General features: G+C 63.2%; 12 protein-coding genes and 2 pseudogenes. 11 read left to right on the forward strand and 3 right to left on the reverse strand.

What is annotated here, in order from left to right; translation table 11 throughout:
• Window positions 1-59 precede the first annotated feature (59 nt).
• Window positions 60-968 carry a LysR family transcriptional regulator gene (locus tag G6N73_RS05160; RefSeq protein WP_165024221.1) on the forward strand — a complete coding sequence of 303 codons (909 nt, stop codon included), beginning with the start codon at window positions 60-62 and terminating at the stop codon, window positions 966-968.
• A gap of 56 nt (window positions 969-1,024) precedes the next feature.
• Here G6N73_RS05160 and wrbA read toward each other — a convergent pair whose 3' ends face one another.
• Window positions 1,025-1,624, reverse strand: coding sequence for an NAD(P)H:quinone oxidoreductase type IV (gene wrbA, locus G6N73_RS05165; protein WP_165024224.1), 600 nt, complete (start codon window positions 1,622-1,624; stop codon window positions 1,025-1,027).
• Window positions 1,625-1,808: 184 nt separating this feature from the next.
• Here wrbA and G6N73_RS05170 point away from each other — a divergent pair, with 184 nt between their 5' ends.
• Together G6N73_RS05170 and G6N73_RS05175 are read left to right on the forward strand one after the other, a co-directional pair.
• A complete protein-coding gene (locus G6N73_RS05170) occupies window positions 1,809-2,552 on the forward strand; it encodes a competence/damage-inducible protein A (RefSeq protein WP_165024226.1) in 744 nt (247 codons plus the stop codon).
• A gap of 73 nt (window positions 2,553-2,625) precedes the next feature.
• On the forward strand, window positions 2,626-3,465 hold the full coding sequence (locus tag G6N73_RS05175; RefSeq protein ID WP_165024229.1) for a universal stress protein: 840 nt from the start codon (window positions 2,626-2,628) through the stop codon (window positions 3,463-3,465).
• On the opposite strand, the gene G6N73_RS05180 is transcribed toward G6N73_RS05175, so the two are convergent.
• Window positions 3,452-5,218, reverse strand: a complete 1,767-nt coding sequence (locus G6N73_RS05180) for an arylsulfatase (RefSeq protein WP_206078661.1) — start codon at window positions 5,216-5,218, stop codon at window positions 3,452-3,454. The genes G6N73_RS05175 and G6N73_RS05180 overlap by 14 nt on opposite strands.
• 118 nt (window positions 5,219-5,336) lie before the next feature.
• On the opposite strand from G6N73_RS05180, the pseudogene G6N73_RS36705 reads away from it, so the two are divergent.
• From G6N73_RS36705 to G6N73_RS05205, 5 genes and pseudogenes are all read left to right on the forward strand, one after another.
• Window positions 5,337-5,529, forward strand: a pseudogene (locus tag G6N73_RS36705) (LysR family transcriptional regulator); the annotation flags it as partial.
• 85 nt (window positions 5,530-5,614) lie between these two features.
• Window positions 5,615-6,436 carry an alpha/beta fold hydrolase gene (locus tag G6N73_RS05190; RefSeq protein ID WP_165024231.1) on the forward strand — a complete coding sequence of 274 codons (822 nt, stop codon included), beginning with the start codon at window positions 5,615-5,617 and terminating at the stop codon, window positions 6,434-6,436.
• A 118-nt stretch (window positions 6,437-6,554) separates the two neighbouring features.
• Window positions 6,555-7,052 (forward strand): xanthine phosphoribosyltransferase, encoded by a 498-nt coding sequence (gene gpt / locus G6N73_RS05195; protein WP_165024234.1) that lies wholly within the window; start codon window positions 6,555-6,557, stop codon window positions 7,050-7,052.
• Between the two features lie 160 nt (window positions 7,053-7,212).
• Entirely contained in the window at window positions 7,213-7,704 is a 492-nt protein-coding gene (locus G6N73_RS05200) for an NUDIX hydrolase (RefSeq protein WP_165024236.1), read from the forward strand.
• Window positions 7,705-7,806: 102 nt separating this feature from the next.
• Window positions 7,807-9,360, forward strand: coding sequence for an inorganic phosphate transporter (locus G6N73_RS05205; RefSeq protein ID WP_165024239.1), 1,554 nt, complete (start codon window positions 7,807-7,809; stop codon window positions 9,358-9,360).
• A 366-nt stretch (window positions 9,361-9,726) separates the two neighbouring features.
• On the opposite strand, the gene G6N73_RS05210 is transcribed toward G6N73_RS05205, so the two are convergent.
• Window positions 9,727-9,873, reverse strand: coding sequence for a hypothetical protein (locus tag G6N73_RS05210; protein WP_165024241.1), 147 nt, complete (start codon window positions 9,871-9,873; stop codon window positions 9,727-9,729).
• A gap of 61 nt (window positions 9,874-9,934) precedes the next feature.
• On the opposite strand from G6N73_RS05210, the gene G6N73_RS05215 reads away from it, so the two are divergent.
• The 3 genes and pseudogenes from G6N73_RS05215 to G6N73_RS05225 all read left to right on the forward strand — a co-directional run bounded on the left by G6N73_RS05215 (window position 9,935) and on the right by G6N73_RS05225 (window position 16,665).
• The gene (locus G6N73_RS05215; RefSeq protein ID WP_165024244.1) at window positions 9,935-13,756 is read left to right on the forward strand and encodes a vitamin B12-dependent ribonucleotide reductase; all 3,822 of its coding nucleotides are present in this window, start codon (window positions 9,935-9,937) and stop codon (window positions 13,754-13,756) included.
• 819 nt (window positions 13,757-14,575) lie between these two features.
• Window positions 14,576-15,424 (forward strand): annotated as a pseudogene (locus G6N73_RS05220) (SAVED domain-containing protein).
• The gene (locus G6N73_RS05225; RefSeq protein WP_165024246.1) at window positions 15,421-16,665 is read left to right on the forward strand and encodes a nucleotidyltransferase domain-containing protein; all 1,245 of its coding nucleotides are present in this window, start codon (window positions 15,421-15,423) and stop codon (window positions 16,663-16,665) included. The pseudogene G6N73_RS05220 and the gene G6N73_RS05225 overlap by 4 nt, the downstream one beginning before the upstream one ends.
• Window positions 16,666-16,667 lie beyond the last annotated feature (2 nt).

Raw genomic sequence — 16,667 nt, forward strand, 5'->3', positions numbered from 1 at the left:
CGCTTCCGGCATCAATCTGGTATCTGCGAAAGTCAGAATTTCAGATTTCGGAACAATCCATGGACCGGCTGGACGAGCTTGCGATCTTCGTCGCGGTCATCGACGGCGGCAGCCTGGCAGTCGCCGCGCGCCGGCTGCGCCGTTCACCGCCGGCGGTGAGCCGCGCGCTGGCCGCACTGGAGGACCGTGCCGGCGCGCGCCTCGTCGAGCGCACGACGCGCCGCCTGTCGCCGACCGAAGCAGGCCGCGTGCTTGCCGAGCGCGCCCGCCTTCTGCTCGCCGATTATGACCGCATGCTGTCGGGCATCGCCGGCACGCCGCTTCGCGGCCTGCTGCGGGTCACCGCCCCGGTACAGTTCGGCCGCCGCCACGTCGCCCCGGTGGTCACGTCATTCCTCGACGCATTTTCCGAGATCCAGGTCGAGCTCGTCCTCAACGACCGCAATCTCGACCTGATCGAGGAAGGCCTCGATATTGCGATCCGCATCGGCCCGTTGTCGGATTCGGCGCTTCTGGTGCGGCGGGTCGGCGAGGTCCGACGGGTGGTCGTCGCCAGCCCCGACTACGTGGCAAGGCTCGGCGCGCCGCAAAGGCCGGCAGATCTCGCCCGCCATGACTCGATCTTCAATTCACTGCGGTCGGGCGCGCAGGAATGGCGCTTCGGCCCGACGGCGCGCGGCCCAGTGGTGAGGCTATCGCCGCGGCTGCTGGTCAATGATGTGGAATCGCAGCTTTTGGCAGCCAGGGCCGGCCGCGGTATCGCCCGCTTCCTGTCCTACCAGGTCGCCGACGATCTGGCGGCGGGTTCGCTGATGCGCCTGCTCGCCGAGTTCGAGCCGCCGCCTTTGCCCGTGCAACTCGTCGCGCGCAGCGGCCCGCATATGCCGGCGAAGGTCCGGGCGTTTCTCGACCATGCCGCCGCCGCTTTCCAGGAGCTGGCGGTCATCCGGCCGTCGGCCGTCAAATGATGCAAAACGGGCGGCTCTGAGGAACCGCCCGCAAATCATTCATCCGGCTGAAAAAATCAGCCGTGCAGCCTGGCCGCGATCTCGGCGACGCGCTTGCCCTGGAATTTCGCTCCTTCCAGCTCTTGCGCCGAGGGCTGGCGCGAGCCGTCGCTGTCGGAAGTCGTCGTCATGCCGTAGGGCGAGCCGCCGCGCACCACGTCGTTGCCCGACTGGCCCTGATAGGCATAGGACAGCGGCACGATGATCATGCCGTGGTGTTGCAGCGAGGCCTGCGCCGTCAGGATGGCGAGTTCGGCGCCGCCATGCTGGGTGGCGGTCGAAGACATCACGGAAGCGACCTTGTTGACCAGCGCGCCCTTGATCCAGAGCGGACCGGTCTGGTCGAGGAAATTCTTCATCTGCGCCGACATCGCGCCGTAGCGCGTGGAGATGCCGAGGACGATCGCGTCGTAATCGGCGAGTTCCAGCGGGTCGGCGATCGGCGCTTCCTGGTCGAGCTTGTAGTAGGCCGCCTTGGCCACCGCCTCGGGGACCAGTTCCGGCGCCCGCTTGATCGTCACATTTGCGCCGGCTTCGCGCGCGCCCTCGGCCGCCGCCTTCGCCATCTGCTCCATGTGGCCCCAGCTCGAGTAATAGAGCACCAGTACCTTCGCCATCGCAATTCTCCGTGGTTTTGAAAATTTCAACCGGCGCTCTGACGAGCGCGGCCACAACCACGTAATGGCGCGTTCGTTCATTGGAAACGTCACTAATGCCGACAGATCGTTCACAGTTCCGTACCCATTGCCGAGTTTGCGTGACGCCTGTATCTGCAGGTTGTCCCTTCCCGGAGAGCACCCGATGGCCGAAATCGTAACCGCCGCAATGGTCGTCATCGGCGACGAGATCCTGTCCGGGCGCACCAAGGACCGCAATATCGGCCACCTCGCCGACATCATGACGGCCATCGGCATCGACCTGAAGGAAGTCCGCATCGTACCGGACGAGGAGGACGAGATCGTCGCCGCAATCAACGCGCTGCGGGCGCGTTACACTTACGTCTTCACCACCGGCGGCATCGGCCCGACGCATGACGACATCACCGCCGACGCCGTCGCGAAGGCCTTCGGCGTGCCCTGCGAATACGATGCAAAAGCCTACTCGATGCTGGCGGAGAGCTACGCCCAGCGCGCCATGGACTTCACCGATGCGCGCAAGCGCATGGCGCGCATGCCGCGCGGCGCGGAGCACATCGACAATCCGGTCTCGATCGCACCGGGTTTCCGGATAGGCAACGTCCATGTCATGGCGGGCGTGCCGGCGATCTTCCAGGCCATGCTCGACAATGTCCTACCGATGCTGAGGACCGGCACGAAGCTGCTCTCGGCCACCATCCAGTGCCCGTTCGGCGAAGGCACGATCGGCGGTCCGTTGGCGCAGATCCAGAAGGCGCACCCGGACACCATCATCGGCTCCTATCCGAAATATCTCGACGGAAAATTCTGGACCGAACTGGTGGTGCGCGCGCGGGACACTGCGGCGCTGGAAGCGGCGCGCGCCGAGGTCGAGACCATGGTCGCGGGGCTTGCCAAGACTGGACAGTAATTGGGGCTGGCGGAACCGCGCGCGACCTATCATTGTTGTACTGAGAGGCCGGATCGCTTTTCAGGAGGCTGCCATGCCGTTCAAGACGATCGTCGCCATCATCCAGAGCGCCGAAGACACCGACCGGGTGCTCGATTGCGCAGTTCCCCTTGCTGCACGTTTCGAGGGCCATGTGATCGGCGTCCATGCCGAGGCGCTGCCTGTCGCCTATGCCTCGACCATCGGTTTTCCCGACACCGAGTTCCTGCAGGCCACGGCCGACATGAACAAGGAGCGCTCCAAGAAGCTCGAGGGGCTGTTCCGGGCTCGCCTCGAGGCTGCGGGCCAGTCATTCGAATGGCGCGGGCTGGAGAGTTTTTCGGGCGATAGCGCGCTGTCGGGCATTTCCAGTGCGCGCTGCGCCGATCTGGTCGTCGCCGCCCAGCGCAATCCCGATGCCGATTCCGATGCGTCGACCGACATCGACACTCTGCTCTACGACGCCGGGCGGCCGGTGCTGGTCGTGCCGCATGCCGGGCCTTCGCTCAGTTCCTACAACCGCATCCTGATCGCCTGGAACGGCAGCCGCGAGGCGGCGCGCGCCGCCTTCGACGCTCTGCCCTTCATCGTCGAGGCGGAGCAGGTCGAGATACTGGTCATCGATCCGCCCGAGGATATCGAAGCCAATGCCGATGCCGGCGGCGCCGAGATTGCGGCCGCGCTTGCGCGCCATGGCGCCAATGTCGCCGTGGCGATGGAAGAATCCGACGGCCGCGCGGTCGACGATGTGATCCAGGACCGCGTCGGAGCCATCGGCGCCGACCTCTTGGTGATGGGCGCCTACAGCCATTCCTGGCTACGCGAATTGCTGTTCGGCGGCATAACCCGCACCGTGCTGCAATCGATGCCCGTCGCGACGTTCATGTCGCGTTGAAGGTCTGCGGCACGTAATTGAGCTGTGCCGAGTGGAAGCGGCAATCGGCTGGAGGGCGGGCTACCCTCCAGCCGTCAGCAACTCCTTTGGCTGGCGCTGGCAGCATCGGGAAGGCGTGGCGCAACGCGCGCTCCGCCCGGATCAGGCGCATCTTCTCCGCGAAGATGTTCGCCGGATTGAACGATGGCGGGAACGAGCGCGGCGGGAACTCGTCGAAGGTCACCGCGAACTCGGCAACGTCGGCCATCACGCCGTACATCACCTGTACGTGATTGAGCTGCCAGTCCCAGAAGGTGTTGGACGTGATGTCGGCGCGCTCGAAGGGGTCCTGGAACAGGTTGAAGATTTTCTGCATCCTGAGATTGGTGAAGGGCTCCGCCCAGACGCCCATTGTCCCTTCCTTGCGCTGCTCCTCGAACACATACTTGTAGTCGCCCTGACGCATGGCCACGAGTTCCATATCATCGTCGGTGTACCAGAATATGTCGCGCGCGCTCTCCACGCCATTGTTGTCGCCGACCGTGCCGGTGACCGACGTCAGAAACTCGGACTGGTCGTAGCCGTCCAGATGCACCTTGTAGTCGGTATCGTTGAGCGTCGCGCCGGCCTTCAACTGCTCGGCAATGTCCGGATTGCCGGCGATCGTGGCGAGCGTCGGGATCCAGTCGTTATGGCTCATCAGCTCGTTGGTGACCGTGCCGGGAGCGATGTGGCCGGGCCAACGCACCAGCGCCGGCACCCGGAAGGCGCCTTCCCAGTTCGTGTTCTTCTCCGAGCGGAACGGAGTCATCGCGCCGTCCGGCCAGGTATTCATGTGCGGCCCGTTGTCGGAGCTGTAGACCACGATGGTGTTGTCGGCGACGCCCATCTCGTCGAGCGCGTCGAGCAGCGAGCCGACCGTTTCGTCATGCTCGATCATGCCGTCGATGTATTCGCTGTCGCCGTGCTGGTAGCGGCCGCGGTGCTCCGGGCGCACATGGGTGCGCAGGTGCATGCGCGTCGAGTTGTACCAGACGAAGAACGGCTGACCGGCTTCGTTCTGGCGCTTCATGAAGTCGATTGCGGCGGCGGAGGTCTCGTCGTCGACGGTCTCCATGCGCTTCTTTGTCAGCGGCCCGGTGTCCTCGATCGTCTGCATGCCAACCTTGCCGAAGCGCGGATCGACCGTTTCGTCATCGACATCGGCGGCCTTGGTCCTGAGCACGCCGCGCGGGCCGAACTTCGCCAGGTATTCCGGGTCTTTCGGGTAATCCGGCAGCTCGGGCTCTTCCTCGGCGTTGAGATGATAGAGGTTGCCGAAGAACTCGTCGAAGCCGTTGACCGTCGGCAGCGACGGGTTGCGATCGCCGACATGGTTCTTGCCGAACTGGCCGGTGGCGTAGCCGAGGCTCTTCATCACCGTGCCGACCGTGGGATCGAGTTGGCTGATCCCCATCGGCGCGCCGGGGAAGCCGACCTTGGTCAGGCCGGTGCGCAGGCCGTGCTGGCCGGTCAGGAATGCCGCGCGGCCGGCGGTGCAGCTCTGCTCTCCGTAATAATGCAGGAAGCGGATGCCCTCCTCGGCGATGCGATCGATGTTGGGCGTGGTGTAGCCCATCAGGCCGTCGCTGTAGGCGCTGACATTGGCGACGCCGATGTCGTCGCCAAAGATGACGAGGATGTTCGGCTTCTCCTCCTGGGCGCTTGCGGCGGACGACATAGTCGTGCCCACCACCGCCAGCAGAATGGCGCCAAGTATATTGCGCATTACCATCTGTGCCTCCATCTCTTTCAGGATTCGCCGCCGCCCATCGCTCCTGGACCTGAAGTGTGGGCCCAGTTGCCACAATCGATGATATGCCTTGCAGGGGTACTTGCAATCTGAATTCGATGCTCTTGCCCGAGCCACCGACCTGATCGCCAGCGTCCCGAGCGACACACCGGAAACCCCCGCGCCGGAATGCATAATTTTCCCCTTCCGGTCCCATGCCGGAGATCACGGTTGCATAGCTATGGCACCCGCGGCTCGATGCCGATCCAGCGCATCGCTGGCTGCGCGGGTGCGTTCAGGACGTTTGCGGGGGACAGCTCGCTAGCCAGCGGTCTCGAACTGTGTGGTTGCGATCTTGGTCGTATGGACGGCTGTCCCGAATATTAAGGAGAACATTCGATGTCGTGGAAACTCGATGAGACCGTGCAAACATCTGCGGGTACGGTGGCAGCGGGCCGACTTGGTAGCGGGCCCGCGCTCGTGCTCGCCCACGGCTGGCCGTGGTCTTCGTTCTCATGGCATCGGATCATTCCGGACCTTGCAAGGCGGTATCGCGTCCATTGGTACGATATGCCCGGATACGGGCGATCAGCCAAAGACGCGGAGCAGCGCACGTCGCTCGACGTTCAAGGGAAAGTGTTCGCCGAGATGCTTGCGCATTGGGACCTCGACCAGCCCATGGTCGTTGCCCACGATATGGGTGGAGCGACGACGTTGCGGGCGCATTTGCTGCATGGCTGCGACTTCGACCGGTATGTTCTGATGAATGTCGTTGCGATGCGCCCCTGGGGATCAGAGTTCGTCGATCATGTCGGTCGCCATGTGGATGCCTTTCTAGGCCTGCCGCCGCATATCCACCGAGCGGTCGTGGAGGCCTATATCAAGGGGGCGATCGTCAACGACATCGATACCGGAGATTTTGAAAAGCTTGTCGAGCCTTGGCTTTCCGAAGAGGGACGAGGAAGCTTCTATCGGCAATTCGCGCAAGCCGATGAAAAATATACCGCCGAGATCGAGCCGATGTTCGGGGATATCCGCTGCCCGGTCAAAATCATCTGGGGCGAGGACGATCCCTGGATCCCGCTGGAGCGAGGCAAAGCGTTTCATTCGCTGATCCCGCAGGCCTCGTTTGAAACATTGCCTGGCGTCGGCCACTTGCCCCAGCTCGAAGCCCCGCATCTCGTTCTGAAGCGGCTGAACGCGTTTCTGGAGCGGTCCTGAGCACCCGCATATCACCGCCCGGCGGAAGCGCTTGCCAAGACCCGGCCTTTCCGGTTAATTCCGCCCGCATTCCCTGATCTTCCGCGCTTTGCTGGCGCGCCACCGGAGTGCGCACAAAATGTCCCTTCCCGACAAGGCCTTTCCCGTTTCCTGGGACCAGTTTCACCGCGACGCGCGGGCGCTTGCCTGGCGTCTCGCCGGCGCCAACGGCCAGTGGAAAGCCATCGTCTGCATCACCCGCGGCGGGCTGGTTCCCGCCGCCATCATTTCGCGCGAGCTCGGCATCCGTGTCATCGAGACGGTCTGCGTCGCGTCGTATCACGACTACACCTCGCAGGGTCAGCTCAACATCCTCAAGGAGGTCACGCCGACGCTGGTCGAAAACGACGGCGAAGGCGTGCTGATCATCGACGACCTGACCGATACCGGAAAGACGGCGGCGATCGTCCGCGCCATGATGCCCAAGGCGCATTTCGCCACCGTTTATGCAAAACCCAAGGGTCGGCCGCTGGTCGACACGTTCGTTACCGAAGTGTCGCAGGACACCTGGATCTACTTCCCCTGGGACATGGGCTTCACCTATCAGAAGCCGATCGCCGACGACCACGCCGGCTGAACCGCCCCCCAAACACCATCGCCGCGCGCGAAAATGCGGCTTTTTGCCCGCCGATGCAGCCTTTCGGCGTCTGGATGGTTTATTTTTCACTACTAATACACATATTTAGCCGTAATATTCTTGAGACGGCAAACGAATCGGACTGGGACCCGGCGCCTCGATGTTCATCAGTCACCAAAAGCGGAACCACCTCGCGGAAAGGATAAGACGCCTGTTCGGCGCCATGCCTTGCCGTGTGCAGGTGGCCGCGCTGCCGTGGCGCAGGACCGCCCAGGGCGTCGAGGTCATGCTCATCACCAGCCGCGACACCGGCCGCTGGGTCATTCCGAAAGGCTGGCCCGAAGGCCAGGAGGATCTGTACGAGGCGGCCGCCCGCGAGGCGGCCGAGGAAGCCGGCCTTTCCGGCTCGGTCTCGCGCTTCGAGATCGGCCGCTACTATTACGGCAAACGCCAGCCCTCCGGCATGGAGGCGCGCTGCGAGGTTCTGGTCTTCCCGATGGAGATCGACCAGGTCGCCGAAAAATGGCCCGAGCGGAAGAAGCGCAAGCGCAAGTGGTTTTCGCCTCAGGCTGCCGCGGCAGTGGTGCGCGAACGCGACCTTGGCGAACTGATTTCCGCGTTCGGCGTTAATCCACGGGAATCTGCTGCCTGAACAGGCTCGTCCGTACCTTCCGACTTGTCCGCAGCCAGACCTTTCCCCTAGCTAGAGCGCGCGGGATCGCCGTGCCGCGTGTTTGAATCGTCAGGACGGGTCATGGCCGACATAACAGCAGCAAGCCGCAAGGCGACCCTCGACAAGGATCTGGATAAGCTCAGCCATGTCGAGGAAGCCGCGACCTTCGTGGCGCGCGGCCTCGTCGCGCCCGGCCTCGCGCTGCTGTTCATGGCCGCCGTGGCGGCCGCGGCCGCCATATATGCCTTCGACGAGCCGCGCGCGATCTTCATCGTCGCCGCGGCGGCGATCGGCGCCTATATGGCGCTCAACATCGGCGCCAACGACGTCGCCAACAATGTCGGCCCGGCGGTCGGCGCGAAGGCGCTCACCATGACCGGCGCGCTGGTCATCGCGGCGATCTTCGAGATCGCCGGCGCCCTGATCGCCGGCGGCGACGTTGTCGAAACCATTTCCAAGGGCATCATCGACCCTGCGGCCGCCGCCGGTCCGACCGCCTTCATGCGCCTGATGCTGGCCGCGCTGATCTCGTCGGCGCTCTGGGTCCATATCGCGACCTGGATCGGCGCTCCGGTCTCGACCACCCATGCTATCGTCGGCGGTGTCTTCGGGGCCGGCATCGCAGCGGCAGGGCTGGCCTCGGTCAACTGGCCGGTAATGGGCGCCATTGCGGCAAGCTGGGTGATCTCGCCCGTCCTCGGCGGCCTGGTGGCGGCTCTCTTCCTCGCCTTCATCAAGTCCGCCATCATCTACCAGGACGACAAGATTTCGGCCGCCCGGCGCTGGGTGCCGCTGCTCATCGGCGTGATGGCCGGCTCCTTCGCGGCCTATCTCTGCACCAAAGGGCTGGGCCGCATCCTCGACATCTCCGCCTACGATCTGGCGGCCGTCGGCATTTTAAGCTTCGCGCTGTTCTGGGGACTCTCGCAATATTACGTGAACCGCGCATCGGTCGGCATGGAAAACCGCAACCAGTCGCTACGCAAGCTGTTCAGGCTGCCGCTGATCGTCTCGGCGGCCCTGCTTTCGTTCGCGCATGGCGCCAATGACGTGGCCAATGCGGTCGGCCCGCTCGCCGCGATCGTGCACACGGCTCATTCCGGCACGATTTCCGGCAGCGTCGAAATCCCGCTATGGGTGATGGTCATCGGCGCGCTCGGCATCTCTTTCGGCCTGCTGCTGTTCGGCCCAAAACTCATCCGCATGGTCGGCGAGCAGATCACCAAGCTTAATCCGATGCGGGCCTTCTGCGTAGCGCTTTCGGCGGCGCTCACCGTCATCGTCGCCTCCTGGTTCGGCCTGCCAGTCAGTTCCACCCATATCGCCGTCGGCGCGGTATTCGGCGTCGGCTTCTTCCGCGAATGGTACACGGCCAAGTCGCGGCGCAGGCAGGCTTATATGGAACGCAAGAACCAGCGCTGGGTCGCCGAGCGGCGATCGGACGGCGGCGAGAAAAGGATCGTCGGCAAGGCGCGCGAAATACACAGCAAGGCCTCGCGCGAGGAAATCGCCCGCCGCAAGCTGGTGCGCCGCGCCCACGTCACCACCATCGTCGCCGCCTGGGTCACCACCGTGCCCGCCGCAGCCCTTCTGGCCGCGGGCGTTTTCCTCGGTCTCGGCCTGCTCGGCCGCTGACCGGCGCTCGGCGCTGATTTTTCTCCCCGCTATCCACATTCACGGCCCACAACATGTTGGGGTCATAAAACTTACAGAAACGAACCCTTGACGGGCGAAAGCGAGTCGCCTTTTATGGGTCATGCGCTCCGAGTATGAGGCGCGGCCGGCGGTGACAGCACCGGTCTTTTTCCCGGATTTCCCATGCGTTCTGGCGGACCGGCCCGTTTCGGCGGCGGGTCGACGCACGGGATTTCTGCGGGCGTTTTTCGCGTCTGGCATAAAATTGTGACACTGGAATAAATCGTCTGTTAACACTATATTTAGCGTTTGCAGCGATGCTTGAACACCAGATAGAGTGAAGCTTCCCAATTGGGAGACTCACGATCAGGCATCGAAGAAAGCGCTGCGGTTTTCGCCGGAGGGGAACCGCCGGCCGCCGGAATCGGCGGGAAAGCGGTTGCGGCGGAGATTGAAGAGTTGGGGGACGCCGGCCCGGACAAAGGCCGGCATTTGAAGGACACGCACCTTCATGCGGATATCACGAGGGTATCCGGTGGATAGGTGCTATATATAGGGACTGAAGGGCAGACCAATGCGCATCGAGCGGCGTTTCACCAGACAAGGGCAATCGGCTTATGCGGAGATCGAATTCCGCAAGGCGCTCTCCGAGATCAGGAACCCGGACGGCTCGGTCGTCTTCCGCCTCGACAATATCGACGTGCCGGCGCAGTTCTCCCAGGTCGCCGCCGACATCCTCGCCCAGAAATATTTCCGCAAGGCCGGCGTGCCGGCGCGCCTGAAGAAGGTCGAGGAGACCGGCGTGCCCTCCTTCCTGTGGCGCTCCGTGCCCGACGAGGCAGCCCTCGCCGAACTGCCCGAGAAGGAACGCTACGGCTCCGAGACCGACGCCCGCCAGGTTTTCGACCGCCTCGCCGGCACCTGGACCTATTGGGGCTGGAAGGGCGGCTATTTCGCTTCCGAGGAAGACGCCCGCGCCTTCAAGGACGAACTGTCCTACATGCTCGCCACCCAGCGTGTCGCTCCGAATTCGCCGCAGTGGTTCAACACCGGCTTGCACTGGGCCTATGGCATTGACGGCCCCGGCCAGGGCCATTTCTACGTCGACCCGTTCACCGGCAAGCTCACCAAGTCGAAATCCGCCTACGAGCACCCGCAGCCGCATGCCTGCTTCATCCAGTCGGTCGCCGACGATCTCGTCAACGAAGGCGGCATCATGGATCTGTGGGTGCGCGAGGCGCGCCTGTTCAAATACGGCTCCGGCACCGGCTCGAATTTTTCGTACCTTCGCGGCGAAGGCGAAAAGCTCTCCGGCGGCGGCCGCTCCTCCGGCCTGATGAGTTTCCTCAAGATCGGCGACCGCGCCGCCGGCGCGATCAAGTCGGGCGGCACCACGCGCCGCGCCGCCAAGATGGTGGTGGTCGATGCCGACCACCCCGACATCGAGGCGTATATCGACTGGAAGGTCAACGAGGAACAGAAGGTCGCCTCGCTGGTCACCGGCTCGAAGATCGTCAAGCAGCACCTCGCCCGCATCATGGCGGCCTGCATCAATTGCGAGGCCGACAATGGCGACTGCTTCGACCCGCTGAAGAACCCGGCGCTGAAGCGCGAGATCAAGGCGGCGAAGAAGAATTCGGTGCCGGAGAACTACGTCAAGCGTGTCATCCAGTTCGCCAAGCAGGGCTACACCTCGATCGACTTCAAGACCTACGACACCGATTGGGATTCGGAGGCCTACCTCACGGTTTCGGGCCAGAACTCCAACAATTCCGTCTCACTGAAGGACGATTTCCTGCGCGCGGTCGAAAACGACGGCGACTGGAACCTGACCGCCCGCAAGGACGGAAAGGTCATGAAGACGCTGAAGGCGCGCGATCTCTGGGAAAAGATCGGTCACGCCGCCTGGGCGTCCGCCGATCCTGGCCTGCACTTCAACACCACGATGAACGATTGGCACACCTGCGCGTCTGCCGGCGCGATCCGCGCGTCCAACCCGTGCTCGGAATACATGTTCCTCGACGACACGGCCTGCAATCTCGCCTCGATCAACCTGCTGCCCTACCGCAATGCCGACGGCAATATCGACATCGCCGCCTACGAGCACACGGTGCGGCTCTGGACCATCGTGCTCGAAATCTCGGTCATGATGGCGCAGTTTCCGTCCAAGGAGATTGCCAAGCTCTCCTACGAATACCGCACGCTGGGTCTCGGCTACGCCAATATTGGCGGCCTGCTGATGACCTCCGGCATTCCCTATGATTCGGCCGAGGGCCGGGCCATCGGCGGCGCGCTCACCGCCATCATGACCGGAATCGCCTATGCCACCTCCGCCGAAATGGCGTCGGAGCTCGGCGCATTCCCGGATTACGATCGCAACGCGACCAACATGCTGCGCGTCATGCGCAACCACCGCCGCGCCGCCTATGGCGACCGCGACGGCTATGAAAAGCTGTCGGTCAATCCGGTGCCGCTGGTCGCTTCCGACTGCCCGCAGGCCGAGCTCATCAGCCACGCCCGCGCCGCCTGGGACCGCGCCATCGAACTCGGCGAGGAGCACGGCTACCGCAACGCGCAGGCGACCGTGATTGCGCCGACCGGCACGATCGGCCTGGTCATGGATTGCGACACCACCGGCATCGAGCCCGACTTCGCGCTGGTGAAGTTCAAGAAGCTCGCTGGCGGCGGCTACTTCAAGATCATCAATCGCGCCGTACCCGAAGCCTTGCGCACGCTGGGCTACACCGAAGCGCAGATCGCCGAGATCGAAGCTTATGCGGTCGGCCACGGCAATCTCAACCAGGCCCCCGGCATCAATCCCGGCTCGCTCAAGGCAAAAGGCTTCACCGACGAGAAGATCGCCGCCGTCAACGCCGCGCTCGGCCAGGCCTTCGACATCAAATTCGTCTTCAACCAGTGGACGCTCGGCGCCGACTGGGTGAAGGAGACTTTTGGGTTCACCGACGAGCAGCTCAACGATTTCTCCTTCGAGATTCTTCCTGCCATCGGCTTCTCGCGCAAGGAGATCGAGGCCGCCAACATCCACATTTGCGGCGCGATGACCCTGGAGGGCGCGCCCTTCCTGAAGGACGAGCATCTGCCGGTGTTCGACTGCGCCAATCCCTGCGGCAAGATCGGCAAGCGCTATCTCTCGGTCGAGAGCCACATCAAGATGATGGCCGCGGCCCAGCCCTTCATCTCCGGCGCGATCTCGAAAACCATCAACATGCCCAACGAGGCGACGGTCGAGGATTGCAAGAACGCCTACATGCTGTCGTGGAAGCTGGCGCTGAAGGCCAACGCGCTCTACCGCGACGGCTCGAAGCTCTCGCAGCCGCTCAACGCCTCGCTGATCGCCGATGACGAGGAGGATGAGGATGATGCGGTCGAGGCGCTGATCGCCGCCCCCGCCGCCGCGCGCGCCGCGCAGGTCACCGAAAAGATCGTCGAGCGCGTGGTCGAGCGCCTCTACCGCGACCGCGAGAAACTGCCGAACCGCCGCAAGGGCTACACCCAGAAGGCGGTGATCGGCGGCCACAAGGTCTACCTGCGCACCGGCGAGTTCGACGACGGCCGCCTCGGCGAGATCTTCATCGACATGCACAAGGAGGGTGCCGCCTTCCGGGCGATGATGAACAATTTCGCCATCGCCATCTCGATCGGCCTGCAGTACGGCGTGCCGCTCGACGAATATGTCGACGCCTTCACCTTCACCAAGTTCGAGCCGGCCGGCATAGTCCAGGGCAATGACGCGATCAAGAACGCCACGTCGATCCTCGACTATGTGTTCCGCGAGCTCGCCGTGTCCTACCTCGACCGCCACGATCTCGCCCATGTCGACCAGTCCGATTTCGACAAGACGGCGCTCGGACGCGGCATTTCGGAAGGCCGGGCCCTGCCCTTCTCCAAGGGCCTGACCCGCGGAGCCTCGCCGCTCAAGGTCGTCTCCGGCCAGGGCGTTTCGGGTCCCGACCCGAAGGGTTTTGCCGGCGGCCAGGCCGGTTCGGGAACCGGGCAGCCGGCGCGCTCGGCCCCGGTCGCCTTCTCCGGCTCCAATGTGCGGGCGCTGTCCTCGGCCTCGGCCAATGCCGGCCTGGCGGCCAAACCAACTCTGGTCACCGAAGGGGCGACGGCCTTCAAGCGCGACTATGAGGAGCGCGCGCGCGAACTGACGCAGGAAGCGCTGGAGGACGAAGCCTCCGCCTCGGCCCTGTTCACCGACGAGGCCGCCGAAGCCGCCGCCGAGGCGAAAAAACTCGCCTCCCAGCGCCGCCAGCAATCGCTGATGCAGGGCTACACCGGCAACGAATGCTCCGAGTGCCACAATTTCACGATGGTGCGGAATGGGACTTGTGAGAAATGCGACACTTGTGGGGCGACGTCAGGGTGTAGTTGAGGAGTGTAAACCAGCTGGTGGGAGACCCAAAGTTCTGTACTTAGGAGCCAAAGTTCCGTCCTGCGCGTAATGAAAACAGGCACTTGCAAGGAATGCGCGGTCTGCGGAACAACGACGGAAACTGGAAAATCGTGAACTGGATACGAAGGCGAACCAGGTTTGTCCTCCTGCAGCCTGAAATGTTCGCAAACGCAGGCATCCGATGTCCCAACATCTTGAGTTGGGAAAAACCTTAGAAATCCAGGCACTTCGGTGCCCGGGTTTCTTCCCGATCGGCGATGCCTCGGTGGCTGGCTGTCACTGGGCTCATAGTTTGACCTAAACGACCCAAAGATCGCCTCAACGGGACGCAACAGTCCGCCTCAAGCTGGCGAAGCCAGCATAACAGGCAAAATTCCGGGCACTTCGGTGCCCGGAATTCCACATGTGAACAAAACGGGACCGCGAATGGCGGCTTGGGCGATGAAGAATGAACTGGTCGACGACGCACGGCCCGCTGGAGGACCAGCCCGAGCAAGGCGACCGACTCTGCCGGGAAATGTAAAGGCGGTCGTCTGGGCTCGGGCCGCCGGACGCTGCCAGTTCGGTGGATGTAACAAGTTGCTGATCGGTGACCTGGTATCCGGCAATGCAAGGCTGAACACAGCGTACATCGCGCACATCGTCTCTGACTCGCCGACGGGTCCCAGAGGCAACGAGATTGATTCCCCCCGACTGACGACGGATCCCAACAATCTGATGCTCATGTGCGATGCCCACCATCGCGAGATTGATGGGACCACCACGTGGCGGGACTATCCTGTTGAGCGTCTTCAAGCGATGAAACAAGACCATGAACAGCGGATCGCGATCGTCACCGCGATCAATCCAGACCGTGCCTGCCACGTCATTCGCTTTGCCGCAGGCATTGGCAGGAATGAGTCGCCTGTTGCCGCCGACCACATCAAGACGGCGCTGCTGCCCGAGCGGTATCCCGCTGACGGGGGCTGGATCGACCTTGACGTGCCAGACCTCGGCGTTCCCGACCATGATCCCAATTATTGGCAATTTCACCGGAAACTGCTTGGACAAAAATTCGCCGAAAAGGTCCGGGGTCGTCTTGAGCGGGGAGACATCAGAAGGCTGGCAGTGTTCGGCCTGGCTCCGATTCCGCTGCTTGTCGAGCTTGGACGACTGATCTCCGACATCTCGGATGCCGAGGTGCGCCAGCTTCTTCGCGAACCCAAAGGATGGTCTTGGGACAGCAGTCCAGGTCGGCTCGCTCTCGATGATGGCATTCCGCAGCGTTCTCGAAAGGCGGTGGCGCTCAAGCTGGAACTCAGCGGCTAGATAGACGACAGCCGCGTCGTCTCCGTCCTCGGCGATGATGTCTCGGTCTGGTCACTAACTGCAGCTGGCGCGCACAATGACATCATGCGCTCCCCGGATGACCTTCGCCTTTGGCGGCAACGCCTCCGCGGGGCTCTCGAGGCGATCAAGGACCACCACGGCCACGCCGAGATTGTCCATGTATTCCCTGCGATTCCGGTATCAGCCGCTGTGGAGGTCGGGCGGGTTTGGATGCCGAAGGCGCACCTTCCGATGCGCATTTACGACCAGAATAGGATCAAGGGGGGATTCCTTGCGGCCTTGGATATCAACCACGAAATAGGAGAATCCAGCCGATGAACTACCCCGATCCGTTCCTCCGCGAAATCGCCAGCTACACCCCGCTCGACGTGCTTCTCGCTGGAATCGCGGTGCGTATCCAACCTACGCCGACCGATCACAAGCTGGCCGAGAGCCACTACCATGCCATTCACGAGTGGCTGGACCGTGATGGAAGCCCGCTGAAGGGCCGAGTGGAGCTGTTCTATGCCCAAGGCGGATTTTCCATCGGTTCCACGACAGCTAGACACGCCGAGAATGCTGACTTCGACATCGACGCAATGGCTCAGCTTGCGGTCCATCCGGGCAGCGACCCTGAGGATGTGCTTTCGCTTCTTCACAACGCGATCAAGGGTGAGCCCGGCACCCGTTACTGGGACAAGACGGACCGAAAGACGCGCTGCGTGACGGTGCTCTACGATGGCATGCACCTGGACGTGACGCCCGCCGTCCGCACGTCGGGAACTATCGAACGCATTAGCCACATCTATCATTCAAAAAAGCGTCAGTCGGGGTACGAGAAGGACAGGCTGCTGGCCAACCCCTTCGGCTTCGCCGAGTGGTTCAACTCTATGACCCCACCGGAAGGAGCTTTCGGTCGCTTCTTCGAGAACCAGTCCCTTGACTACGAGCGCATGCTGAAGGCCCGGGGACAGGCCGACGCTGAACCTGTGCCAGATCAGGCCCCTGCCTACCGAAAGTCGCGTGCTGTAATCGCGCTCCAGCTGATCAAGCGCTGGCGGAACCTTGCCTACGACGCCAGGCATTCCGCCTTGCGTCTTCCGCCATCTGTCTTGCTCGCGTATTCGGTCGCTTCAAATGCGAACTGCACATCCACACTGTCCGAGGAGCTGCAGCACCAGGTCGCATGCCTCACCATGGCCTTGGAGACCGCGGATCGCGCCGGGCGTACTTACCGCGCCTGGAACCCCCGCTGCGACGACGACGAGCTGACTGACCGTTGGCCAGAAAACCTTTCGACGCAGCGGGTCTTCATCGACGAGCTGCGCGACCTGGCGGTGGACCTTGAGCGTCTCCAGCGGGGGTTGCCACTGTCCGAAATCCGGAAGACGCTTGAGCGGCTCTTCGGAGAGAGGCCTGCTCAGGACACCGTGCGCAAATTCATGGACAGGCATGTGGCCGACAACGACAGCAACATGGCCGTCCATATCATTTCCACAGGTAGCGTACCTGCGCTTGGTTCGCTCGCCGTACCAGCTTACGCCCGCGCCACTCCCAAGAGCAGCCCGTTCGGCGACTGAAG

The organism is Allomesorhizobium camelthorni (genome assembly GCF_011045125.1).
In the GTDB taxonomy this organism is placed as follows: domain Bacteria; phylum Pseudomonadota; class Alphaproteobacteria; order Rhizobiales; family Rhizobiaceae; genus Allomesorhizobium; species Allomesorhizobium camelthorni.

What these genes read in the sequence shown, in the direction of transcription:
- G6N73_RS05160 (WP_165024221.1), top strand. Translation starts at nt 60, where the DNA reads ATGGACCGGCTGGACGAGCTTGCGATCTTCGTCGCGGTCATCGACGGC.
- wrbA (WP_165024224.1), bottom strand. Translation starts at nt 1,624, where the DNA reads ATGGCGAAGGTACTGGTGCTCTATTACTCGAGCTGGGGCCACATGGAG.
- G6N73_RS05170 (WP_165024226.1), top strand. Translation starts at nt 1,809, where the DNA reads ATGGCCGAAATCGTAACCGCCGCAATGGTCGTCATCGGCGACGAGATC.
- G6N73_RS05175 (WP_165024229.1), top strand. Translation starts at nt 2,626, where the DNA reads ATGCCGTTCAAGACGATCGTCGCCATCATCCAGAGCGCCGAAGACACC.
- G6N73_RS05180 (WP_206078661.1), bottom strand. Translation starts at nt 5,218, where the DNA reads ATGGTAATGCGCAATATACTTGGCGCCATTCTGCTGGCGGTGGTGGGC.
- G6N73_RS05190 (WP_165024231.1), top strand. Translation starts at nt 5,615, where the DNA reads ATGTCGTGGAAACTCGATGAGACCGTGCAAACATCTGCGGGTACGGTG.
- gpt (WP_165024234.1), top strand. Translation starts at nt 6,555, where the DNA reads ATGTCCCTTCCCGACAAGGCCTTTCCCGTTTCCTGGGACCAGTTTCAC.
- G6N73_RS05200 (WP_165024236.1), top strand. Translation starts at nt 7,213, where the DNA reads ATGTTCATCAGTCACCAAAAGCGGAACCACCTCGCGGAAAGGATAAGA.
- G6N73_RS05205 (WP_165024239.1), top strand. Translation starts at nt 7,807, where the DNA reads ATGGCCGACATAACAGCAGCAAGCCGCAAGGCGACCCTCGACAAGGAT.
- G6N73_RS05210 (WP_165024241.1), bottom strand. Translation starts at nt 9,873, where the DNA reads ATGAAGGTGCGTGTCCTTCAAATGCCGGCCTTTGTCCGGGCCGGCGTC.
- G6N73_RS05215 (WP_165024244.1), top strand. Translation starts at nt 9,935, where the DNA reads ATGCGCATCGAGCGGCGTTTCACCAGACAAGGGCAATCGGCTTATGCG.
- G6N73_RS05225 (WP_165024246.1), top strand. Translation starts at nt 15,421, where the DNA reads ATGAACTACCCCGATCCGTTCCTCCGCGAAATCGCCAGCTACACCCCG.